The sequence below is a fragment of the Pseudomonas mucidolens genome, assembly GCF_900106045.1.
GTDB lineage: Bacteria > Pseudomonadota > Gammaproteobacteria > Pseudomonadales > Pseudomonadaceae > Aquipseudomonas > Aquipseudomonas mucidolens.
Genome location: NZ_LT629802.1, coordinates 2,317,248 through 2,341,013 on the forward strand (window position 1 = coordinate 2,317,248; position 23,766 = coordinate 2,341,013).

At 57.2% G+C, this 23,766-nt stretch carries 20 protein-coding genes; 9 read left to right on the top strand and 11 right to left on the bottom strand.

What is annotated here, in order from left to right; all coding sequences use genetic code 11:
* Nucleotides 1–336 precede the first annotated feature (336 nt).
* The 3 genes from BLU75_RS10795 to BLU75_RS10805 are packed head-to-tail and all read right to left on the bottom strand — an operon-like array spanning nucleotide 337 to nucleotide 2,405.
* On the bottom strand, nucleotides 337–1,107 hold the full coding sequence (locus BLU75_RS10795; protein WP_090221449.1) for a molybdopterin-dependent oxidoreductase: 771 nt from the start codon (nucleotides 1,105–1,107) through the stop codon (nucleotides 337–339).
* Entirely contained in the window at nucleotides 1,100–1,747 is a 648-nt protein-coding gene (locus BLU75_RS10800; RefSeq protein ID WP_373863632.1) for a cytochrome b/b6 domain-containing protein, read from the bottom strand. Before BLU75_RS10800 ends, BLU75_RS10795 begins: the two co-directional genes overlap by 8 nt.
* A 46-nt stretch (nucleotides 1,748–1,793) precedes the next feature.
* A complete protein-coding gene (locus tag BLU75_RS10805; protein ID WP_084376599.1) occupies nucleotides 1,794–2,405 on the bottom strand; it encodes a hypothetical protein in 612 nt (203 codons plus the stop codon).
* Between the two features lie 216 nt (nucleotides 2,406–2,621).
* On the opposite strand from BLU75_RS10805, the gene BLU75_RS10810 reads away from it, so the two are divergent.
* Nucleotides 2,622–3,317: a heavy metal response regulator transcription factor gene (locus tag BLU75_RS10810; RefSeq protein ID WP_084376598.1), complete on the top strand. Its 696-nt coding sequence runs from the start codon at nucleotides 2,622–2,624 to the stop codon at nucleotides 3,315–3,317.
* Entirely contained in the window at nucleotides 3,290–4,684 is a 1,395-nt protein-coding gene (locus BLU75_RS10815; RefSeq protein WP_084376597.1) for a heavy metal sensor histidine kinase, read from the top strand. The genes BLU75_RS10810 and BLU75_RS10815 overlap by 28 nt, the downstream gene beginning before the upstream one ends.
* Before the next feature lie 46 nt (nucleotides 4,685–4,730).
* Here BLU75_RS10815 and BLU75_RS10820 read toward each other — a convergent pair whose 3' ends face one another.
* Nucleotides 4,731–5,249: a nuclear transport factor 2 family protein gene (locus BLU75_RS10820; RefSeq protein WP_084376596.1), complete on the bottom strand. Its 519-nt coding sequence runs from the start codon at nucleotides 5,247–5,249 to the stop codon at nucleotides 4,731–4,733.
* Between the two features lie 81 nt (nucleotides 5,250–5,330).
* Nucleotides 5,331–6,011, bottom strand: a complete 681-nt coding sequence (locus tag BLU75_RS10825) for an SDR family oxidoreductase (RefSeq protein WP_231982639.1) — start codon at nucleotides 6,009–6,011, stop codon at nucleotides 5,331–5,333.
* 432 nt (nucleotides 6,012–6,443) lie between these two features.
* On the opposite strand from BLU75_RS10825, the gene BLU75_RS10830 reads away from it, so the two are divergent.
* The 6 genes from BLU75_RS10830 to BLU75_RS10855 all read left to right on the top strand — a co-directional run bounded on the left by BLU75_RS10830 (nucleotide 6,444) and on the right by BLU75_RS10855 (nucleotide 12,073).
* The gene (locus BLU75_RS10830) at nucleotides 6,444–7,052 is read left to right on the top strand and encodes a helix-turn-helix transcriptional regulator (RefSeq protein WP_084376595.1); all 609 of its coding nucleotides are present in this window, start codon (nucleotides 6,444–6,446) and stop codon (nucleotides 7,050–7,052) included.
* Nucleotides 7,053–7,773: 721 nt separating this feature from the next.
* Nucleotides 7,774–8,898, top strand: a complete 1,125-nt coding sequence (locus BLU75_RS10835) for a succinylglutamate desuccinylase/aspartoacylase family protein (protein WP_084376594.1) — start codon at nucleotides 7,774–7,776, stop codon at nucleotides 8,896–8,898.
* 19 nt (nucleotides 8,899–8,917) lie between these two features.
* Complete coding sequence (locus BLU75_RS10840; protein ID WP_084376593.1) at nucleotides 8,918–9,895, top strand: threonine/serine dehydratase; 978 nt, start codon at nucleotides 8,918–8,920, stop codon at nucleotides 9,893–9,895.
* On the top strand, nucleotides 9,892–10,839 hold the full coding sequence (locus BLU75_RS10845) for an ornithine cyclodeaminase family protein (protein WP_084376592.1): 948 nt from the start codon (nucleotides 9,892–9,894) through the stop codon (nucleotides 10,837–10,839). The genes BLU75_RS10840 and BLU75_RS10845 overlap by 4 nt, the downstream gene beginning before the upstream one ends.
* Before the next feature lie 71 nt (nucleotides 10,840–10,910).
* Entirely contained in the window at nucleotides 10,911–11,690 is a 780-nt protein-coding gene (locus BLU75_RS10850; RefSeq protein WP_084376842.1) for an ABC transporter substrate-binding protein, read from the top strand.
* A gap of 86 nt (nucleotides 11,691–11,776) precedes the next feature.
* A complete protein-coding gene (locus BLU75_RS10855) occupies nucleotides 11,777–12,073 on the top strand; it encodes a hypothetical protein (RefSeq protein ID WP_084376591.1) in 297 nt (98 codons plus the stop codon).
* Nucleotides 12,074–12,316: 243 nt separating this feature from the next.
* Here the strand turns inward: BLU75_RS10855 and fabF are convergent, their stop codons facing one another.
* Genes fabF through BLU75_RS10870 form a run of 3 tightly spaced genes read right to left on the bottom strand, consistent with a single transcriptional unit; the run spans nucleotide 12,317 to nucleotide 17,840 of the window.
* Complete coding sequence (gene fabF, locus BLU75_RS10860) at nucleotides 12,317–13,600, bottom strand: beta-ketoacyl-ACP synthase II (RefSeq protein WP_084376590.1); 1,284 nt, start codon at nucleotides 13,598–13,600, stop codon at nucleotides 12,317–12,319.
* A 53-nt stretch (nucleotides 13,601–13,653) separates the two neighbouring features.
* Complete coding sequence (locus BLU75_RS10865) at nucleotides 13,654–16,734, bottom strand: efflux RND transporter permease subunit (protein ID WP_084376589.1); 3,081 nt, start codon at nucleotides 16,732–16,734, stop codon at nucleotides 13,654–13,656.
* Complete coding sequence (locus BLU75_RS10870; RefSeq protein ID WP_084376588.1) at nucleotides 16,731–17,840, bottom strand: efflux RND transporter periplasmic adaptor subunit; 1,110 nt, start codon at nucleotides 17,838–17,840, stop codon at nucleotides 16,731–16,733. Before BLU75_RS10870 ends, BLU75_RS10865 begins: the two co-directional genes overlap by 4 nt.
* Before the next feature lie 238 nt (nucleotides 17,841–18,078).
* Here BLU75_RS10870 and BLU75_RS10875 point away from each other — a divergent pair, with 238 nt between their 5' ends.
* Nucleotides 18,079–19,539, top strand: a complete 1,461-nt coding sequence (locus tag BLU75_RS10875) for an efflux transporter outer membrane subunit (protein WP_084376587.1) — start codon at nucleotides 18,079–18,081, stop codon at nucleotides 19,537–19,539.
* A 38-nt stretch (nucleotides 19,540–19,577) separates the two neighbouring features.
* On the opposite strand, the gene BLU75_RS10880 is transcribed toward BLU75_RS10875, so the two are convergent.
* From BLU75_RS10880 to BLU75_RS10895, 3 genes are all read right to left on the bottom strand, one after another.
* A complete protein-coding gene (locus BLU75_RS10880; protein ID WP_084376586.1) occupies nucleotides 19,578–20,198 on the bottom strand; it encodes a TetR/AcrR family transcriptional regulator in 621 nt (206 codons plus the stop codon).
* Nucleotides 20,199–20,295: 97 nt separating this feature from the next.
* Nucleotides 20,296–22,155 carry an ABC transporter ATP-binding protein gene (locus BLU75_RS10885; protein WP_084376585.1) on the bottom strand — a complete coding sequence of 620 codons (1,860 nt, stop codon included), beginning with the start codon at nucleotides 22,153–22,155 and terminating at the stop codon, nucleotides 20,296–20,298.
* A gap of 495 nt (nucleotides 22,156–22,650) precedes the next feature.
* Nucleotides 22,651–23,766: a carboxylate-amine ligase gene (locus BLU75_RS10895; RefSeq protein ID WP_084376584.1), complete on the bottom strand. Its 1,116-nt coding sequence runs from the start codon at nucleotides 23,764–23,766 to the stop codon at nucleotides 22,651–22,653.

A 23,766-nucleotide genomic window follows, 5' to 3' on the forward strand; every position in this document is an offset into this window, starting at 1 on the left:
CCTGCATCTCCGGTCGGCGCGACAGGTTGATAGTCGAATCCGATAGCTCCCGAGCGCGGGTTGTATCCGACGGTTGTACAGGCGACGTGGACTGAGCCTGCAATTGGGATTGGAAATCTGCCCCATGAGTCGTTGTCCGCAACTTGTTTTCTGAAGTCGGCAACATTGATGAAGCTGGCGGTACCGCAGATATACCTGTCATAGGAACGCCTCATATCTCGCCTGGTGTCGTGAGTCTCGCCAGTGTTGGTGGCGTGACGGTGTACAAACAGAAAGGAATCGCGCTAACGCAACCTGTCTTCAATCGTCCGTTTACAGTTCAGTTTCTTCGCCTCATCAGATCCCGCTGAACCAGTTGTATCCTTGGTCTTCCCAATACCCGCCCGGGTTGTCGTTGCTCACGAAAATCTCGACAACATGCTTGGGGTTTTTGAAGCCCAATTTGGTGGGTACTCGAACCCTCAGCGGATAGCCGTACTCGGGCGGCAACGCAACGTCACCGTAATCCAGCGCCAGCAGTGTCTGCGGGTGCAAGGCCGTCGGCATGTCCAGGCTGGAGTAGTAATGATCAGCACATTTGAACCCGACAAATTTCGCTGTGGTGTCGGCCCCGATGCGTTCCAGAAAGCTTTTGAGAGGTACGCCCCCCCACTGCCCAATGGCGCTCCAGCCTTCAACACAGATCAGCCGGGTGATATCGCTACGTAGCGGCAGGTTGCGCAAGCTTTCGAGTGTCCATGGAGCCTTGTTCCTGACCCGGCCGGAGACGGCGAGCGAGTAACTTGCCAAGTCCACTTCAGGGATGTCGTCCTGGCTATAGAATGCGTTAAACGGAAATGGCGTGGTGATCTGCGCCCTGCTGAAGGTCGGCGCCAGTTTCTGTCCGCTGAACAGCCATGCCTGGACCCTATCGTTCCAGCGCGACATGGCCCACAGGACCTTGTCGACCTGATCGCCGTCCTGCAGGTTGCAGCCGGTCAGCATCGACATCGCGCCCACGGTCAAGCCGGCACGAAGGAAATGGCGGCGCTGGATATTCTCCAACTCAAGCTGTTGCGCAGGTTCAAGCCTGACGCGCTGAACAGTTCCTTTTTTGGATTCAATCATGGCCATTTCTCCTGATATCAAGCGACCGCGCACCACCTGTAATCATTGGCATCAGGGTTTTGGGTACCAGCATTACCAACCCAAGATGAATCACGACGAATGCAGCAATCATCGCCATCGCCGCAAAATGTACGTAGCGAGCGACGTCATAACCGCCCAGTAGCGCGACCAGCTCTTGAAGTTGAATGGGTTTCCAGATCGCCACGCCCGAAATGACGACGAGTGCGCCTGCCGCCAGCACCATCCAGTACATAAGGCGCTGCACTGCGTTATAGACACCCTTTTCATGCACGAGCCGAAAGCGCAAAGCATCCGTCAAATCACGCTTCAACGCGGCAAGACCAATGGGCAGCAACTCACGTTTGAAATGGCGACTGACGACCCCATACAGCACATAGATTGCGCCGTTGATCAGCAGCAGCCACATGAATGCGAAATGCCAGGCCAGCGCCCCACCCAGCCACCCACCCACGGTTACCGACACTGGAAACCTGAAGCCGAACAGTGGCGAGGCGTTGTAAATGGCCCAACCGCTCATAAACATGCAGACCATGCAGGCGGCGTTGAGCCCGTGGGTGAGGCGAACCGGCCAGGGATGAAGCTTTTTCTGTCTCACGTGTTTGCCCTCGAAACCATCCATGTAGCGGAGCGTTGCCAAACGGCAGCGCCCCTGCCTTTTCAGGTGATTACATCGGTGGTCGGAAGCCATCCTTGCCAACCGCAATGCCGCGCGCGGTGGTTCCATCTGCGGCGGGGAACACGACAATTTTCGTACCTTTGACCAGTTCATCGGCTTTGCCTGGCTCGACGTAGGCGATTGGCACATCGTCCGGTACGACGATTTGTTTCTCGCCACCCTTGTAGTTGACGGTCAATGTGCGGCCGTCAGCTTTGGACAGTTTTCCCACGGTACCGTTGGTCATGGTGCCTGTGCTGCCATCCGCGTTCTGCCAGCCATAATGACCTTCGCCGCTGCCCTTCAGGCTGGCGTCAAAAACCGTCACCTCCAGCGCCTTCAATGTTCCGTTGGCCTGCGGGATGGCCGCCGAGCCAATGAAGCTGTCGGATTTGATCGAGTCGATATTGGCCTTCGATACTCGGTTGATACCGGTCTTGTCAGTCAGTCCGATAGTCTGCTGGGCGCCGGAGCGGACAGTGAATGTCAGAGTATTGTTGCTGACGCTTTCCACCGTGCCACGCAGCGGTTTGATCACCGGCATGTCAGCCGCGGTAGCAATGACAGCAGCACTGAGCATCAACAAACCGAACGTGGTGGACAAGGCGTTTTTGAGTTGCATGGCGACGATTCCTCATGGGTTGATGTGCCGCCATCCTCGACCGCAGACCGGGACGTCACGATGACCGCCGAATGACATTTTTGTCATTCGCCAGCCCATTCCAATGAATGACAGAAATGTAACCAACTGCGCCGCCTCATCTCGTTACACTGCACAGCCGAGAAACCGATGTCGCGGGCTGAATCCCGTCATGAAGAGACCCGAGCGCACCTCACGATGCATATCCTGCTGATCGAAGATGACACCAAAACAGGTGAGTACCTCAAAAAGGGGCTCGGCGAATCCGGTTACAACGTCGACTGGACCCAGCATGGTGCCGACGGCCTGCACATGGCCTTGCATACAACCTACGACCTGATCGTGCTGGATGTGATGTTGCCCGGGATTGACGGATTTCAGATCATTGAGCTCTTGCGCGCCAGACAAGACGTACCCGTGCTGTTCCTCACCGCGCGCGACCAATTGCATGACCGCATTCGCGGCCTGGAACTGGGCGCCGATGATTACCTGGTCAAACCTTTTTCGTTTACCGAACTGCTGTTACGCATCCGCACCATTTTGCGTCGCGGTGTCGTACGCGAAGCCGACCATTTCCACCTCGCAGACCTGGAGCTGGACCTGGTGCGGCGCCGCGTTACACGCCAACAGCAAGTAATCGTGCTGACCAACAAGGAGTTCGCCCTGCTGCATCTGTTTCTGCGCCGGGCAGGCGATGTGCTGTCCAGGACACAGATCGCTTCGGAAGTCTGGGACATGAATTTCGACAGCGATACCAACGTGGTGGACGTAGCGGTCAAGCGCCTGCGCAGCAAGGTCGACCAGCCCTATTCGAACAAACTGATCCATACCATTCGCGGTATCGGCTATGTCTGCGAGGTGAGGCCATGCGGTCCCGACGCCAACCCTCTCTGACCCTGCGATCGACCGTGGCGTTTTCCATGGTAGCGATGCTGGCCGTGGCCGGTGCGGGCTTTTATCTGTATCAGACGATGAAAGCCTCGGTATTGGTATACAGCGATCATGCGGTCATGGGCCGTCTGGAGCACTTTCGTAAGCTGTTGCACTACGAACTCGCCATCGAGAAACTGCGCGACAGCCCGCAGATTTTCAAGAACATGCTCGACAGCGAAGACGACATCTTCATCATTGAAGAGCCCGGACAGCAACCGGTAATCCACGTAAATCCACTGAACGTTACGTTGCCTGAACTGCCCGTCATCGGCCAGGATACAAAGCTGAGCGTCAGTGACCTGCGCAGCGGCGTGACCGACTCGGGAACAATGCTGCGCGCCGCTACCGTCGTCACAACATCGGGTGGGCGCGAAGTCCGACTGACGGCCGCGCACCTCATGGGCAAGGAAATGGCTATGCTCGCAGCGTATCGCGAACGTATCTACCTGGCCGTTGCGCTGGCCTTTCTAGCGACAGCGTTGTTGGGTTACCTGGTACTGCGTCGAGGGCTGCGCCCGTTGCGCAGAATGGCCGCACATGCCGCAGCCATCACGCCCGAGCGTCTCCACAGCCGCATGGACAGCGCTGATACGCCGGTTGAACTGCAACAGCTGAGTGATGCCTACAACGCGATGCTCGATCGCCTTTCCCAGGGTTATCAGCGGTTGACGCAATTTTCCGCCGACCTTGCCCATGAAATTCGCACGCCGGTGGGATCGCTGATGGGGCATTGCCAGGTCGCCCTTCGCCAGCGCCGCAGCGAGGATGACTATCAGGCACTCATCGCTTCGAATCTTGAGGAGCTCGAACGGATCTCCCGTATCGTCGAAAGCATTCTGTTCCTTGCGCGCGCCGATGAAACGCAAGCAGTGGTGGAGCGCCAAAAACTGTCGCTGCATGACGAATCACAGCGCATTGCTGAATATTTTGAAGGCTTGGCTGAAGAGCGGCAAATGACCTTCCAGATAACAGGCGATGGCAACGTGCTCGCTGACCCCTTGCTGCTGCGCAGAGCCTTGAGCAACCTGGTAGCAAATGCGATTCGCTACGCCCACGAAGGCACCGAGATTTTGATGCGGATAATGGAAACCCACAACGGTGCCCGGATTGAGGTGGAGAACCAAGGGCCCGTGCTGAGTAACGAAACCTTGGGCAAACTCTTCGACCGCTTTTACCGCGGCGATGCGTCTCGCCACCAGAACTCTGACTCCTACGGCCTTGGCCTCGCCATCGTCGTGGCAATCATGCAACTGCATGAAGGTCACGTGCGTGTCGAACAGCCAAAGCCCGGGATTATCCGTTTTTCGCTGTCATTCCCTGCAGCTTGAACGACATCAGCGGGCAGCGCTTGTGGTTCGCGCCGCTCACTGAACATTATGCAAACATGTCATCCCTTGAAAGCGTACTCAGGCGCTGATGTTGGCTCACTGGGTACTTTTCATCGCCCGCTACGGGTGCCCAATCTTTCAACGGTGTCAGGAAATGCAGTTCAAAACGACGTGACAGAAACGCCCATTTTCCGTCGCGACGTTCAAACCTGTCGTGGTACAACCCGCTGACTTGAACCGGACCTTTTTCAAGGTCATGGAACAGGCAATCTGCAGCCACCGTACCCACCGCGCTGTCACCCTCGATTTCAATCAGCGGGTTGGCCATCCAGTGGTGCATATGTGGCATCTGGCGCCAGCTGTTTTGCGCCATCACGATAATTTCATCACGGTTATCGGCCTTGCCAAAACCCGGTAGATCCAGTGTCGATTCTTCGTGCCAGATTCCACTCAGAAGCGACACGTCAATACGGTCGAACGCATTGGCGTAGGTGCTGATCAGCGACTCGATGGCGGCGCGACTTTCCAGTGCTTGCAGTCGCGTAGTCAGTTCTTCAATGTTCATGATGGGGTTTCCCCTGCTGAGACTTCGCAAAAGCGACAAAGGCAACCCTCTACGAGGGCTGCGCTACGGTTGAGCCCGTGTTCAGATCTGCGACAGGCCGCCGTCGACCATCAGCTCCACACCGTTGACATATTTCGCATCGGCAGATGCAAGGAACAGCGCCGACGAGGCGATTTCTTCTGGTTGGGCCATATACCCCAGCGGAGTGATCTGCTCGACGTGTTGGCGCAGCGCGGCAATCTCGCTTTCGCTCATCTTCAAGCCGTTATCCATTAGAGGCGTGCGGGTGAAGCCAGGGCTCAGGACATTCGCTCGAATCTTGCGACCTTTGAGTTCGTTGGCCCAAGTCCTGGCGAAGGACCGTACTGCGGCCGTGGATGCGTTGTAGAGGCTCAGTCCTTCCATGCCATTGCTGGAGCAGATAGAGGCCGTCAGAACGATCGAAGCACCATTTTTCAACCGCGGCATTAACGTCTGAACGGTAAAAAAGCCCCCCTTCACGTTAATGTCGAACAGGTTGAAATAAGCCGCCTCGGAGGTCTCGCCCAGCGGGTTCTTTTCACAGATACCCGCGTTGGCAAACACTGAGTCCAACTGATCGTTGCGCGCCTCAATCGTCGCCTTGAGCTTATCGAGATCAGCCTGGCGGGCGACATCGGAAATGACCGCGACCGCTCTATCGCCAAGCTTGGCCACCGCCGCCTCGAGCTTGGCTGCCGAGCGCCCGGTGATGTAAACGCGCCTGGCGCCCTCGGCAATCAAGCCCTGCGCAATCGCAAACCCGATCCGGTGGATGCGCCGGTAACGACGGCAACCTGATCAGCGAATTTACCTGACATATCTGACTCCGCAATCTCGGTTGTGTGGCTCGACTTGAACCCCAGTGCGGTCATTTTGCGAGGAGTCAGGCGCTGAGCGGCAGTCTGCAGAGCAAGGCCTTCCACGCCGCTCGCACCCTGCACACGCAACCAGACCGCCGAAAGAACTCGTCGTGACCGAAGCAGCCATGCCTGGTCAGGTGTGGTTTCTCAGCCTCGCGCTGCCCAGAGGTTCGCAGTTGAAGCATTCTTCAGCACACCACCTTCTTGAAAAACATGGGCACTCAGTCCACCATGGACAAATATGCCACGCATTGATCGATAGCTCTGCGCTGATCCAGCGCCCCATCAATCTCCAAAAATCAGTCATTAGCTAATGAAGAATATTGAAAACTACAAAGTGGTTGCGGACAGCATCGCTACGCTGCTTTTCCCAAATGCAGAAGTCATTGTTCATCATGTAAAAAGTCAGACCGTTGTCCACATAGCGAACAACTTTTCCAAACGAAAACTGGGCGATGATTCAGCACTAGACGAAGAGTTAGGTGATTTTAGCAATGCGAGCAGCATAGGGCCTTATGAGAAAATCAATTGGAATGGGCAAAAAATCCGCTCTATTACCAGCGTTCTCTGTGATCAGGATGGTAAGGCCGAATATCTGCTGTGCATTAATTTAAATTTCTCCGTTCTTGAGCAAGCTCACCTTGCACTGGCTGATTTCTTCAAAGTCAGCCGCCTAATACCGCAACCCGACGCACTGTTCAAGGATGATTGGCAAGAGCGAATAAATACATTTCTTCATGCGTGGTTACAAGATAAAAATTTGTCGTTGCGCACTCTTAACACCAAGGATAAACGTGCTTTGGTCGAGGCGTTATTTGCTGAGGGGGCGTTTAAGGGACGCAGCGGTGCTGATTATGTCGCCAATGTTCTGAACATGGGGCGCGCCACCGTATATAAGTATTTGAAACAGCTGAGAAATTAATCGAGGTGCGAATCAGCTAATATAGAACGCATCTGCAAACCAAGCTCAAGCGCCTCGAAAGAGGCTTTGACGTGTAAAAAACCATTAAACAATCGACATAACCGTTCGCTCCAGTACGCCTCCTAAGTCTTTGGAAATATTCAGCAGTCGCTCGCCGTCCAGCGATGCGTGCGTGTATATTTTCTGTCTATCAATCTTTCTTTGTCGCCGTCGCTTTCGGTCGAGTACACCTGTAGTTATCCAAAACTTATATTTACGATTGCTTGCGGCCAAGAACTTGCACATCTAATCAAATTCGGCAGTTTGTAATCCGGACTTAACCACCTTCTATAAAAGCTGAGGTACGCCCTGGCACCTGTCGAGTGGTATATCACTCCAAACGCATCATGGACGTATTAAGAAATTGCTGGTCAACCCCCGTTTGATGTACCGCAGACAGGCAATCAAGGCAGGTGCTAGTAACTGACCTAAAGAGAAAGAGAACACAAGCCGGACGCACACAATGCTCTCTGACGCATAAGAATAATGTCCATGAGGGATTTTTTCCATACAGAAATATTCGTCATGTATCGCTGTCAGCCCTTATCTAGAGCCATCAAAACCCCATTCGAGAATTTTCATGATGCTTTTTTGATCAGGGCTGACTCGATTTTTATGATTGCCACATGGAGATTACGAGTCTATTGTAGATAAATATTCTACATATTGTGATGGCTTTCCCATGTCGATCCAGACTCGCTTCACTGATTTACCGCCACTCAGTCCGGGCGCCCCGCTGCATTTGTACACACATGAGTTCACTGGGAAGGGGAGCTCGCGCAGTGCCTATATTCAGGCAGGACTGCACGCTGACGAGCACCCTGGTTTGTTGGTCGTGCAGCACCTGAAGAAAATGTTAGTGACGCTGCATAAACAGAACAAAATTCTAGGTCGAATAGTGTTGTGCCCTTTTGCCAATCCAGTTGGCATGACCCAAAACGTTTTTGGGTTCTGGGCTGGTCGCTTCAATCTGGCAAACGGCGAAAATTTCAACCGTAACTTCCCAGATCTGCTGCCTCTCCTGGATGCACAGCTCAATGATTCCACCTGCCAAAAACTGCCCCCTAAGCAGCGCCTGATGAACGCCGTTGGAGCACTGTCGCCGACCGATACGGTTAGTGCTCTGCGTCAGACGTTATTGGGTGAAGCGCTGCAGCATGATGTTGTGTTGGATCTCCATTGCGACACTGCCGGCGTCCTGCACCTCTACGCAAATCAGGGCCCGCGTGACCAAGCGCTTAAGCTGGCCGAGTGCATGAACATCGAGATAGTTTTTCTTGAGGAGTCAGCTGGCGGTCAACCGTTTGATGAATCATGTAATCGTCCGTGGGACTGGCTCATCAAGAACGAACTCCTCAGCAAAGAAGCACGCCCATTCGCAGCGAGTATCGAGTTGCGTGGGCAGGCAGATGTCGATGATCAACTTGCTCACGAAGATGCTCTAGGCATTTTGGATTTTCTCGCTGAAGAGGGGCTAATTCGGCTTGATGCCCCAATCGAGGCGAAATGCATTCCGCAGGTTTATCCGCTGGAAGGTGCAAGCCATTTGCCGTCTCCCGGCCATGGTCTGCTCGTCTGGAAAAAACGAGTCGGGGAAGCCGTTTCAAAAGGAGAGTTAATCGGGGAAATCGTCCCACTCGACAGCGCAATTGGCACGCCTCGACTGCCTATCTTCAGTGATGTAGACGGGGTGATCGTGGTTCAACCTCTGTTCAAACTGGTTCGAGCAGGTCAGCGAGTAGCACTACTCGCGGGCACTGAACCCCTGCCCAATCGCCGGGCGGGCCAACTACTCAATCACTTCTGACTTATGAAGGAATTTTGAAATGTCGGTTGATCAAACCAGCTTGTCGTCTTTGTACGACTCGATATGCGAAGCACACAAAGCATTGCGACCTGCGGTAGCTGTAACGCCTCTAATTTACAGCGCACGACTTTCAGCCATGACCGAATGCGAGGTCTATCTGAAATGCGAACACCTGCAACATACAGGCTCATTCAAGTTTCGAGGCGCCAGCAACAAAATCCGTCTTCTCCCTGAAGCACAGCGTCAGTTGGGAGTGCTCACCGCCTCTTCAGGCAATCATGGGCAAGGCTTGGCTCTCGCCGGCAAGGTTTTGGGTGTTCCGGTTACCGTCTACACCACCACTTCTGCATCCGCATACAAGCTGGATGCCATTCGTGCCCTGGGCGCAGATGTCGTCAGTCTGGATCTCGACCCTTTGAGCGTGGAGTTGGAGGCTGCGCGCCAAGCTGCCGCTCAGGGCAAACCTTTCGTTTCACCTTATAACGATCCACAAATCATCGCTGGCCAAGGCACGATCGGTGTCGAATTGTTCGAGCAGGCCCCTGACCTTGACGCGGTGTTCGTGGCAGTCGGTGGCGGTGGGATGATTTCAGGGATTGGCGCTGCATTGAAAGCTCTCAATCCAAACATCGAAATCATCGGTTGCTGGCCAGCAAATGCACCGACCATGCAGCGCTCTCTCGAAGCCGGCGAGATTATCGAGATGGAGGAAGACGAGACCATTTCCGATGGCACTGCCGGCGGTATTGAACCAGGCAGCATTACCTTCCCACTCTGCCAAGCCTTGTTAACGCGCACAGTGCTGGTTAGTGAAGATGAAATCAAAGCGGCAATGCGCGATGTCGCAAGCTGTGAACGCTGGATCATCGAAGGCGCAGCTGGCGTTGCCGTGGCCAGCATGAAGAAACTCGCGCAGGAATACCGTGGCAAGCGTGTTGCCGTGGTCATTTGCGGTCGCAACATCATCCTCGAAAAATTCCTCGGAGCCGTTCAATGAAGGTGTTCAACAAGCAACAGATCATCTCCCAACTTGATCTGAATCTCGCCGTAAACCGCTTGGAGGAAGGCTTCGTCGCGTTCTCCAACGGCGAGGTGCAAGTACCGCCAGTTCAAGCTTTTTCGTTTATAGAGGCTAATGGCGATTGCTGCGTTAAATCGGCTTACGTTAAAGGCAGTGATACCTTCACCGTGAAGATATCGACAGGCTTCTACGACAATCCGAGCAAAGGCTTGGAGAGCAACGATGGACTGATGATGGTGTTGTCCGCTACCACAGGGCAACCACTAGCGTTACTGCAGGACGAAGGCTGGTTGACGTGTATTCGCACAGCGCTCGCGGGGCGAATCGCTGCCCGTTTGTTGGCTCCGCGCGAAGTAACGGCAATCGGCATCGTAGGTACCGGCATGCAGGCACGGATGCACCTGGAGCAGCTTCATGCTGTCACCGATTGCCGCAAGGTGGTGGTGTGGGGTCGCAACGACGTAGAGCTTGAGGCCTATAAGGCCTTTGCGAGTGATCTCGGCTATGAGGTGCAAACCACTCGTAACCTGGAAAACGTCGCACGGTCCGCAAATCTGATCATCTGCGTTACACCTTCGCGCGAACCTCTGCTCAAGAGTGAGTGGATTCAACCAGGGACACACATTACTGCCGTGGGCGCTGATGCCGCTGGCAAGCAAGAGCTGGATCCCGCTCTGGTCGCTCGCGCTGATCGCATCATTGTGGACTCCATCTATCAGTGCAGCCAGTACGGTGAAATCTCGCACGCACTTAAGGCAGGGCTGATTCGTGAAGAGCAGTTGGCTGAGCTTGGTGCGTTGCTGGCTGGTCGAGCCAAAGGTCGCGACAACGATGATCAGATTACGCTGGTCGACCTGACTGGTGTGGCTGTACAGGATGCCCAGATCTCCAGTTGTGCTCTGGCATCCATGAAAGGCTAATTCTCTCGCCATACCCAACTCGCGCGCCCACCCTGAGCGCGCTTGACCTTGCCCGGAGCGAAATCATGAAAATAAAAAAGCTGCCCGTTCTGTTTTCCAGCTCAGTCCTAGCCCTTCTGATGGCCGCTCACTCCAGCGCCGCGGACACCCTTAAAATTGGTATTGAGGCAGCTTATCCCCCATTCGCCTCAAAGACTGACAAAGGCGAAATTGTCGGATTTGATTACGACATCGGCAATGCCTTGTGCCTGCAGATGCAGCTGAAGTGCCAGTGGGTGGAGCAGGAATTCGATGGGTTGATCCCCTCTCTGAAGGTGAGGAAGGTAGACGCAATCATTTCCTCCTTGACCATCAGTGAGGAGCGGAAGAAATCAGTCGACTTCACCAATCGCTATTACCAAGCAGCTGGCCGCTTGGTAATGCTCGAGGGCAGCGACGTGGGTACAAACTTTTCGGGCTTGTCAGGTAAGAGGGTTGGAGTGCAACGTGCGGGGATCCATGACCGCTTTGCTACCGAAGTTCTCGCCCCAGCGGGCGCTCAGGTTATTCGTTACACGTCGCTCAATGAGGCCTACCTAGATTTGATCGCAGGCCGTCTCGAAGCTGTCCAGGGAGACGATGTTGCTGTTCAAATGGGGTTCCTCGACACACCCAGCGGCAAGGGCTTCGCATTTGCAGGAGGCCCACTGAGAGACCCGAAATATTTTGGTGATGGCGTCGGTATCGCGGTGCGTAAGGGTGACATAGCCCTGGCCGGGCGATTTAACAGCGCCTTGGCAGCAATCCGGGAAAATGGTGAGTACAAAAAGATTCAGAATCGCTATTTCAAGTTCGATATGTATGGCAAGTAAATTCTGAATTGACGCTAAAAAAGAAAATAATAAACAGATGATGACACTTCGTCGAACCACTAATGGCTCGTCAGGAGGCAAATTCGATGCAACTCGAATCGCTTGAGTTAAAAGCACTTCTAAATCTGCTCGAAAGGTTTGAGCATCAATCCAGCGAGGTTATCGACAGGCAACCGACGCCGGCTGGCTTTTTCACCATCATTCGATTAGGTGAGTCAGTTCCCAGGCTTAGTCAGAAAAGCGAGCGAATATGGAAGTTCAAACACCCAAAGCTTTGTGGCGGAGGCTTCTTTGTGTGTTGGCAGGTAAGTGATGTGGAGTTATGTCTAGAGGCAGTCTCAAATAGCGGCCGCTGGCCATCAGATATGCTCACGGCAGTTTAATCTCCTAGATGGCGAACCTTCAGTGTTCGCCATCGATCTTTTCAGACGTCTACCTCCAATTATTGCACACTGAAAGCCACCCAGAGCCATACTGGATTTCGTCAGGATCTGCTTGAAGCACTTCCTGCACGTCGACGTGCCAGTTGCTCCAGCGGGATGCGGACTTCAGATGCCTGACCTTCGGGTGCCACAGGCTCAAACGCTACGTTCCTTCTCTATCGCTAGCCCAGTACTGCAGGAACGTCAGATCCAGCGGCGAAACAGAACGCTGGCGTTAACCCCGCCGAACCCGAACCCATTTGAGAGCGCGTGGGTAATTGGCATCTTCCGTGACTTGAGGCCGACCAAATCAAGCCCGTCAGCCGCCTCGTCGGGATTGAGCAGATTCAACGTGGGGGGCACCACCTGGTCACGAAGCGCCAATACCGTAAAGATGGCTTCAATACCTCCGGCCGCCCCCAGAAGATGCCCAGTGGCGGATTTGGTCGAGGTGATCGCCACGCCGGAATCACGCCCGAACACCGAGCCAATCGCCGCCAGCTCCCCACTGTCGCCGACCTGGGTGGACGTGGCGTGGGCATTGATATGCTGCACATCGGCGGGACTGACATTGGCCTGGCGCAGCGCCTGCTCCATGGCCCGCCGGGCGCCGTTGCCGTCTTCCGGGCCTGCCGTCAGGTGATAGGCATCGGCACTGGTGCCATAACCGACCAACTCCGCCAAGGGTTTTGCCCCGCGCGCCAGAGCGTGCTCCAAAGATTCGATAACCAGCAACCCAGCACCTTCGGACATGACAAAGCCGTCGCGATCACGATCGAAGGGACGTGAAGCCTGCTGCGGGTGTTCGGCAAAACCCGTGGATAACGCCCGGGCTGCAGCAAAACACCCCAGGGTCACACGGTCTATCGCGGCTTCGCTGCCACCACATATAGCGATATCCGCCTCACCACTTCCGATGAGCCTCGCGGCATCGCCGATGGCCTGCACTCCGGCGGCACAGGCCGTGACCGGGGCGCCGAGAGGTCCTTTGAACCCGTGGCGGATGGAAACGTGCCCGGCCGCCATATTGGCGAGAAAGGCCGGCGCGCTGAACGGCGACAAGCGCCGCGGACCACGGGCATCGGTGGTGCGAACAGCATCGGCAATCGCGCCAAAGCCGCCCACACCGGAGGAAATGATCGTCGCGGTGCGTTCCTGGTCGACGGCATCAGTCGGATGCCAATCCGCTTGCGCCAGGGCTTCATCGGCGGCCACCAGTGCAAACTCGATGAAGCGGTCCATCTTCTTGCGATCCTTGGTCGATATGAAGCGCTCCGGCTCATACCCCGCCGTGGCGTCCTCTTCCAGCGATGGCACCTGGCCACCCACAGCAACACCCGTGCCCTGAGTAATATCCTCGGGCAGGTGACGAATGCCAGAGCGTCCAGCCAGCAACCGCTGCCAAACCTCTTCAACCGTGCAGCCCAGTGGGCTGACGATGCCGACACCGGTGACGACAATTCGCTTTGGAGCTTGGGGAATAATCATAAGAACCTCTTCATGTCTCAATCAACATCCACTAACAGCAGCGCTTGCCTGGCTTACGCCAGCCCCGCTGTTTCAGTTCGAGCCTGTTGGTCGGGACGGATCTTGAACCAGATGGAATACATCGCCGGCAGGAACACCAGCGTCATGATGGTGCCGACGAACGTGCCGCCGATCAGCGTGTAGGCCAACGTCCCCCAGAACACCGAGTGCGTCAGCGGGATGAATGCGAGGATGGCCGCCAGCGCCGTCAGCAGCACCGGGCGCGCCCGCTGTACCGTGGCCTCGATCACCGCATGGAACGGGTCCAGCCCTTCTTGCGTGTTGTGATGAATCTGCCCGATCAAAATCAGCGTGTTGCGCATCAGAATGCCCGAGAGTGCGATCAGGCCGACCAGCGCGTTGATGCCGAATGGCTGCTGGAATATCAGCAAGGTCGGTACCACGCCAATCAATCCCAGCGGCGCGGTGAAGAACACCATGATCATGGCCGAGATCGAACGTACCTGGACGATGATGATCAACAGCGTCAGCGCCACCATGATCGGGACCAGCGGCACGATCGCCTTGCCGGCCTTGCCCGACTCCTCGATGGCTCCGGCCTGCTCGATCCGATAGCCGTCTGGGAGACTGTCAATGACCGGCTGCAGTTGCTTGCTGATCACGCTCGACACATCCGGTGGCTGCAAGTTTTCAGCGATGTCGCCACGTACGGTTATCGTCGGCGTGCGATCACGCCGCCGCAGGATCGGGTCCTCCATGCGCACATCGACCTCACCGATCTGCGACAGCGGGATACGCTGCCCCGCCGCGCCCACCAGCGTAAAGCCTTGTATCTTGGCCGGATCCAGACGGATGTCTCCGGCAGCACGACCGACCACTTGCACCGAACGGATGTCCTCGCGAACCGCGGTGATCGCCACCCCCGTGAGCAGGAACTGCAATTGCTGGGCGACGGCATTCGAGGTCAGGCCCACCGCCTGCAAGCGATCCTGATCCAAATTTAAATGCAGCGCCGGCGTCAGCGGGCCCCAGTCGGTATTGACGGTGCGCATCATCGGGCTAGCCTGCATGACATCTCGTACCTGATCGGCAATTTCGCGCAACGTTGACGGATCAGGCCCCATTACCCGATAGGCAACCGGAAATGGCGAATAAGGACCAAACACCAACTGGGTCACCCGCACCCGCGCCTCCGGGGCGAGCCCTTCGGCGACCGCTTCGCGAAGGCGGAACTTGAGGGTTTCACGGGCCTCCTGGCTGTCCGTCAGTACCACTATCTTGGCGAACGATGGATCAGGGAGTTCCGGCGCCATCGCCAGGTAGAAGCGCGGCGCGCCTTGGCCGACGTAGGCGGTGACAATTTTTGCCTCTTCCTGCTTTTGCAGCCAGGCCTCGACCCTGGCGGTGGTGGCGCTGGTCTGTTCGATAGACGTGCCATAGGGCATTTGCACTTCGACCAGCACCTCCGGACGGTCCGAGGTCGGGAAGAACTGCTTCTTGACCAGCCCCATGCCGAGAATCGCCACCACAAACGTCACGATCACGGTACCGGCCACCCACCATTTATGCGCAATGACACGCGTCAGGACCTGGCGAAAACGGTTGTAATGCGAGGTGTTGTAGATGGCGGTGTGACCGCCCTCGACCTGCTTGATGTCCGGCAACAGCTTCACACCCAGATAAGGAGTGAAGGCCACCGCGACCACCCACGAGGCAATCAGGGCAATGCCGACGATCCAGAACATGTTGCTGGTGTATTCACCAGCGGTGGATTGAGCGAAGCCGTTGGGCATGAAACCGATCGCCGTTACCAGCGTTCCGGACAGCATCGGGGCGGCGGTATGGCTCCACGCATACGCGCAGGCTTTGATCCGGTCGTAGCCCTCCTCCATTTTCACCACCATCATCTCGATGGCGATGATCGCGTCGTCCACCAGCAACCCGAGCGCCAGGATCAGCGAGCCGAGGGTAATGCGGTCGAAGTTCTTGCCGGTGGCCGCCATGACCACAAACACCACGGCCAGCGTCAACGGCACCGCCGCCGCGACCACCACACCGACCCGCCAGCCCATGCTGAGAAAACAGACAAGCATCACCACCAGCAACGCGACGAAGAACTTGACCATGAACTCGCCGACAGCCGAGTCGATATTCACCGATTGATCGGTGACCTTGGTCAGCGTCATGCCCAGCGGCATGCCTTGATTGATTTTGCTGGTCTCGGCGTCCAATGCCTTGCCCAGGTCCAGCCCGTTCCATCCCTCACGCATCACGATCCCCAGCAACAGAGCCTCTTCGCCGTCATTGCGCACGAGGAAAGTGGCCGGATCTTCGTAGCCGCGCTCTACCGTCGCCACGTCCGACAGCTTCAGCGTCCGCCCCTGTATCGCCAGGGGCGTATCGCGGATTTTTTCCAACTTATCGAAGGCACCGTCCATCCGCAGCACGACCTGTGGACCGTTGGTTTCGATAGAGCCGGCGGGTGTCAGCAGGTTCTGGCCGTTCAGCGCAGCAAAAAAATCCTGGGGCGAGACACCCAAAGTGGCCAGCCGATCATGGGAGAAAGACACAAAGATGCGCTCGGCCTGCTCACCGATGATGTTGACCTTCTTCACGCCTGCCACGTGTAATAGACGCTGGCGCAGCGCTTCGGCATCTCGCACCAGCAATCGCTGCGGCTCGCCTTTGGCTTTCAGCGCAAACAATGCAAAGGTCACGTCGGAAAACTCGTCGTTGACCATCGGCCCGATGACACCCGCTGGCAACTTCGCGGCCTCATCGTCGAGCTTCTTGCGCGCTTGATAGAACTCCTCCTGCACTTGTGAGGGTGGCGTGCGATCGACCAGCGACACCATGGTGAACGCGAGACCGGGACGGGTGTAGGTCTCCGTGCGGTCATACCATTTCAGTTCTTGCAGGCGTTTTTCCAGTGGCTCGGCGACCTGATCCTGCATCTCCTGGGCCGTCGCGCCCGGCCATGCGGTGATGACGGTCAATTGCTTGACCGTAAACGGAGGATCCTCGGCGCGCCCAAGCTGGAAGAACGCCAGGGTGCCCGCGACCGCGATCAGGAAGATCAGAAACACGGTGATAGAACGCTCGCGAACGGCGAGCGCTGATAAATTGAGGCTCATTGATCGCCCCCGGCAACCTTCACATCACCGTTTTGAGCCAGCCTCACCTCCTCGCCATCGCGTAGCAAATGCGCGCCTAGCCCGACAATCCGCTCACCCACCTTGAGATCGCCAGCGACGCGCGCGCCGTCGTCGCTCAAGCCCAGGACCTGGATGGGTCGCCAGGTGACTTTCGCAGGCTCGCCGGTAATGACCCACACACCAGCTCCGTTGCCCGGGTCATACACTGCAGCGATTGGCACTTGCAGCACCTGCCGCCGGGTCCCGCTTTCGCCGATCCGCAGGGTGACGGTCGATCCCAGCGGCGCATTCGCCAACACACCCGCAAGCACATAGCGCGCCTCAAAGGTGCGTGTCACGCGATCCGCCGAGTCGGAAAGCAGCCTCAGCTTCGCGGTGACCGCACCCGAGGTGTCGCCATAAAGCGTCGCCTGCGCGGTGGTCCCTACCGCAGGTCTTAGCGTCTCGGGCAGTTGTACGATGGCCTCGCGTTGCCCGGCCCGCGCCAGTCGAACCACGACCTGCCCAGGGCTAACCACTTGCCCGGGCTCAACGAGCGTCTCCATTACTACGCCATCAGCGTCGGCCAGCAGCACGGCATAGCCCGTCGCGTTACGAGCCACATCAGCCTGGGCTTGCGCGGCGTTGAGTTGCGCCTGCGCGGTATCGGCTGCGGCTTTGATCTGGTCGTAGCCGGAGGCGGAAATAGCGCCGACGGCCACCAGGTCACGGTAGCGCGCCTCGTCATCTGCGGTCTGTTTGGCTCGGGCCTTGGCGGCTGCGACCGCCTCTTGCTGTGCTCGCGCCTGCAACCCCAGATCAACGGGATCTAGGCGCATCAACGCTTGACCGCGTTTAACCGTCTGGCCGGCATCCACCAGGCGCTCGAGGACCTTGCCCGAGACCCGGAAACCCAGGTCACTCTGGACCCGAGCCGCCACCACACCGGTGAAAGCACGCAAGGTGTCGGAGGAATCCTGAACTGCCGAGACCCGCACCAAGGGGGCAAGCGTGCGCGGGTCTTTCACAATAGAAGAGTCACCACACGCCGTCAGGACGAGAGGCAACAAGCAACCGGCGATGATGACAGGTCGAAGCAGGAGCATAGGTTCCCTACTCAATAATATGATGGAAGTCATATTCTCATGCTCGTGACCATTACTGTCAACAGTCACATAACTGATGCGCCCCACAGCACAAATCGAGGAGCTATGATTCGCCCATACGCCTTCGGTATACTTGCACATCCGCAGTCATCTTTAACCGTAACGTATGAACGTCAATTGACAGAGTGTGACCAATAAGTAATATGGTCACAACTCAGGTTCGTTTCAAGGAACTCCAATGCCTTCCCTGCGCCCCGCAGCTCTTTTGGTGAGCGCCAGCTTGATGGCTGGTTGTGCGGTCGGTCCGGACTACCATCGTCCGGACGCTCCGCTTTCGGCTCGTTACTTGGGCCAGCCTTCTGTGGGACAACGGTCCGCAGCGACGCCAGCCGACTTGGTAGCCTGGTGGGAGGGCTTTGGTGATCCAGCCCTAAGCCGCTTCATCACCCGGGCGCTTGAGCAGAACCTGGACCTGGCTCAAGCTTCGGCGCGGGTCGCGCAGGCACGGGCAAGCCTGGGTGCGGCAAATGCCGCCTTGCTGCCCTCAGGTAACGTCAGCGGCCAAGCCACACGCGCCTACCAGTCAATTGAAACGCCACTTGGCCAGGTGCTGAATTCAACGCCCGGCTATGATCGGCACGGAAACGCCTACGAGCTCAACCTCGATGCCAGCTGGGAGGTGGACCTCTTTGGCGGACTGCGACGCGGACGCGAGGCCGCACGGGCCGAGTACCAGGCCAGCGAAGCAGGGGCCAGCGCCACGCGGTTGGCCGTTGCAGCCCAAACCGCCGATATTTACGTCACTGCGCGCGGATTGCAGACCCGGCTGGTCATTGCGAAACGACAAGTCAAAACCCAACAGGACCTGTTGGAGAAAGTCCAATTGCTCTATAGCAAGGGTCTTGCAGCCGACTATCAGGTTCGCCAGACAGAGGGTTCGCTGGCGCAGGTCCAGGCAACAGTGCCGGCCCTGCGAATGGGACTGGATGCCGCCATGAACGCACTGGATGTGATGCTCGGTACGCCGCCAGGTACCCACCGTGCGCAACTGGCCAATGCGCAAGGCATTCCCATCGCGCCACAGATAACGGCTATGGGCTCGCCTGCCGATCTGCTGCGCCGCCGGCCAGATATCATTGCGGCCGAGCGCCGCCTGGAGGCCTCGAACGCGCGCATCGGGGAAGCAATCGCAGAGTATTATCCGCAATTCTCCCTCAGTGCATTGCTAGGGAGTGCCACGGCCGTATCCAGCAGTAACCTTTTCAGCAGCGGCGCCAGCCAGACGGCGGGCGTCCTGGGCCTGCGCTGGCGATTCTTCGATTTTGCCCGCATCAACGCGCAAATCGAGCAAGCCAAGGGCCAGGAAGCCGAAGCCCTTGCCGCTTACCGTCAGTCGGTGTTACGCGCCACCGAGGATGTCGAGAACGCTTTCTCCGCCATGGCAAATCGCGAAAGCCAGGTCACTACCCTCTCCAGGGGAGAAGCGTCTCTGACCCAGGCTCGCCAATCGTCGTTTATTGCTTATCAGAAAGGCACCGCCAGCTTGATCGATGTCCTGAATGCCGACGAGACGCTGCTGCAGGCATCGGATGCCCGAGCGCAAGCGCGAACGGACTCGGCACGGGCAGCGATCGCGGCATTCAGAGCGCTCGGTGGTGGCTGGCAACCCCCAGAAACCCGCCCCGTGGTCATTCGATGACTCGCAGTTGGGCACGACTTGCCGTCGTCAGCAGCCACTCAAGGCATGAGGCTACGCAAGATGAGGTTGGCGGTAAGCGCCGGGGCCTCTTCGACGAAGTCAAGGCTGTACTGTAATAGCAAAGGATTGACGAATGGCCGCAAGGCGAAGTGTATTGACTCTACGGTTTCGTCCAGCGGTGTCTTGCGTTCGAACTCACCTGCCTCACGCCCCTCCCGCACGATTTGCAGCACAAAGCTTTTGATTTTCGCGTCATAGACTTGCGAACTCAACCAATGCTCCGAGGCGGAAAAGGCCGCTATATCGTAGAGTTTCCGCTCATTGAAAAACAGGTTCACGCCGGTGCTGACTAACGTTTTGACCAAGCGTCGAAAGCGCTCCGTCGGCGAGATACCCTCTACATTGATAGCCTGCTCCACAGCCGAAGTGATCTCGGCGAGGCAATGGGTACAGATGGCCTCACCGATCGCCTGCTTGGAATCAAAGAATTTGTAGATATACGCCTTGGAGAACCCGATGGCCTTTGCCAAATCAGAAACCGTGGTTTTAGCGTAACCGTATTGACTGAAATGCTCGTTGGCCGCCGCGATAATCTGGTCTCGAATGTCATGATCCGCAGGACCACGCAGGCCGGACGATGGTATTGATGGCTGGTTCATGGGTTCAGCTTACTCATCTCAAAGGTGCTTGACAACTTGCGACCCACTTTCAAAACAGCCACAAAAACAACTAGTCGGGCCTACCCCGTAGTGGGTTTCACGCCTGATCCATAACCTCGAGCACTCCCTTGTCCTCGCCCAGGAATCCACCGCTTTGATGCTGCCACAACTGCGCATAGACGCCGTTTTTTCCAAGCAATTCGGCGTGGGTACCCTGTTCAATAATGCGTCCTTCGTCCATCACGATGAGCCGGTCCATGGCCGCAATCGTAGACAGCCGATGGGCGATGGCGATCACCGTCTTGCCCTGCATCATTTCATCGAGGTTTTCCTGAATAGCGACTTCGACTTCCGAATCCAGCGCGCTGGTCGCTTCATCAAGAAGCAGGATCGGAGCGTTCTTGAGCATCACCCGGGCAATTGCGACGCGTTGGCGCTGGCCGCCCGACAGTTTGATGCCGCGCTCACCCACGAGGGTGTCGTAGCCAGTGTGACCTTGCCGGTCGCTCAGTTGGTTGATGAACTCATCGGCCTGGGCATTGGCCGCGGCGCTGCGGATTTGCGCATCGGTCGCATCGGGACGACCGTAAGCGATGTTATCGCGAATTGAACGGTGCAGCAGGGAGGTATCCTGCGTGACCATGCCGATGGAGCTGCGCAGACTCTCTTGCGTCACTTGAGCGATATTTTGGCCATCGATGCGAATCTCCCCGCTGTTTACGTCATAGAAGCGCAGCAGCAGATTGATAAGTGTGGATTTGCCGGCGCCCGAGCGGCCAACCAGGCCGATTTTTTCACCCGGGCGGATGTTCAGGCTCAGGCCATCGAGGACCTGACGTTCGCCATTGTAATTGAAGCTCACATTATCGAAGGTTACCGCGCCGCCCGAGGTCACCAACAGGCCCGCGTCCGGCGCATCCTGCACCTTGGTGCCCTGGGTCAGTGTCGCCATGCCATCCTGTACGGTGCCGATGTTCTCGAACAGCGAGGTCATTTGCCACATGATCCAGTGCGACATGCCGTTGATACGCAACGCCATGGCCGTGATTGCCGCCACGGCACCCGCACCGACCTCACCCTGATGCCATAGCCACAGAGCATAACCACCCGCTGCCATGATCAACGCCACCACCAACGCCTGGTTGACGATCTCGAACTGGCTGACCAGGCGCATCTGGCGAAAGCCGGTTTGCTTGAAATCCTCCATCGCCGCACGTGCGAAGTGCGCCTCACGATTGGAGTGCGAGAACAGCTTCACCGTAGTGATGTTGGTGTAGGCGTCCGAGATACGTCCGGTCATCATCGACCGCGCATTGGCTTGTTCCTGCCCGACCTTCCCCAGACGAGGCACGAAGTACAGCATGGCCAGCCCGAACAACACGATCCAGGCAATGAAAGGCAGCATCAGTTTCAAAGCGAAGCCGCCGGCCAGTGCGATGATCGCGACGAAATACACCCCGATTCCGGGGGCGATCTCGATAAACGTGAATAGCACGTCGCGCACGGCTAGCGCCGTCTGCATCACCTTGGTAGTGACTCGGCCGGAAAACTCATCGGAAAAGAACGAAAGACTCTGCCGCAACATCAGGCGATGGAAGTCCCAGCGCAGCCGCAATGGCAAGTTGATCGCCAATATTTGGTGCTGCACCATGGTGCGCAACGCCACCAGCCCGACACTGGCCACCATTACGATGCCCATGCCCCACAACACGCGACTTTCCTGCGCCGCCGCATCCCCGCCAGCCTGCCAGGTCGAAAGCAGGTCAACGACCTGCCCGAGAAAGGCAAACAGCCAGGCTTCGTAAATCGATACACCGGCACTGAGTAGCGCCAGCGCAAGGATGTAACCACGGGCGCCCCGCGTGCAGGCCCACAGGAATTGCACCAGGCCGGCGGGTGGCGGTGGCGCCTGGTCAGGGGGAAAAGGGTCGAGCCTTCGTTCAAATGCACGCAGCATGGTGGTTTCCAAAACGATCAAGTTAAGGCGATTCTGCCATTGAACGCTTGCTTTGAGCGTTTTAAAAAAATTGAGGTACGCAGGTAATTACCTTGCGATTTCAGGACCCAAGAATATTCCCCATGTACGGAGGTCCTCGCTGAACTCGAAGACCGGCTAACCCTGTTCACCCGCCATCGCACGCTGGTGAAAATGCGGCAACCACTGCAAGGCATGCATAGCCGCGGAGAGTTGAACGTGCTCACGCCCCCCATGCAGCGTTCCTTTCGACTGAATACACTGCAGCCTCGCCCGGTACGAAAGGCCCAGGCAAGACAATCGGTTCCCGGCGGTACACGACTCAGCAGTCGTGAGTACCAGTCGAGGGTGTTTAAGGTAATCGATGGTGGTAGCGACAACCGACATGATCATTCTCCCTGCACGAAGCAGCCTGTTTCTACTCGATTCCTGTAAAGAAAGCTTGGTCTGTAGAAAAGTTCAAAACCCAAGTGATCCTCAGCCGGCGCCACTCTCTGCCAGCAGCAGGTCAACCACCGCCTGCGAACGCTCATGGGCAGGCGCGGTGCCTGCCGCGAAACAGCGTAATTGACGCTCGGCGCTGGTTCCGTCGTGCAGCAACTGCCGGGCCTGGGCAAAGACACCCTCCTCGCCCAATGCACGAGCAGTTTCACCGAACCTTTGCTCCGCCAACGCCAGCCATTGTTGGAGCGAAATCGCCGCCGTATCGGGCGCCAGCACGAAGCGTCCATGGGAACCCCAACGCCGGGCTTGAAGACGATTTTCCTTGAACAACCAATGGTGCTCGAGGCTGTATTGATTACCGGGGCTCGGCAACCGGCACGCATGCCTGATCATCACTCGAAACAGCCCCGCCAGGACCAGGGCGTCCGTCAGCCGGGGGCAGGCGTCGGTCATGCGCAGCTCCAGCGTCGGGTACTTTGACGAAGGACGGCAGCCCCACCAAATGTTCGCATCCTTGGCTACCGCGCCGCTGCGTTTCAGCACGTCCAAGTAATGCTGAAAGCTGCGCTCATCCGGCAGATACTCGGGCACGCCCATGCGTGGCCATTCGTCACAGGCCGTCTGCCGATAGCTGCAATAACCGCTCGGCTGGCCCCGCCACAACGGCGAAGAAACGCTCAAGGCCAGCAGCATCGGCAGCCAGGGCAACAACTCGTTCATCACCGCGATCCGGTCGATACCCGGCGCAATTTCCGCATGCACGTGCAGGCCGCTGAGCACGCTGCGCTGCGCGACGAGGGCAAAATCCTCGAACAACTGCTGGGCATGGGGTTGGTCCGTAGCGCGTTGTGCCTGCCAGTCGGCCAGTGGATGTGTACCGCTGCAGATAAACCCCAGGCCGAACTCGGCAAGCGCCTGGCTCAGGTCACGGCGCACCCGGCCAAGATAAGCGACGGCTTGTGCGGCTTGGTCGAACACCGGTGACGCCACTTCAATCTGGCCCTGGAACATTTCATAGGCAAAGCCTTCGCCAATCGCCGCGCGACAGGCTTGCAGCACTCGCGCGGACGGTTCGGCAACCATGCTCCGGCTAAGCAGATCAGTGATGAAATACTCTTCTTCAATGCCGAAGCGCTGCAAACCGTCCAT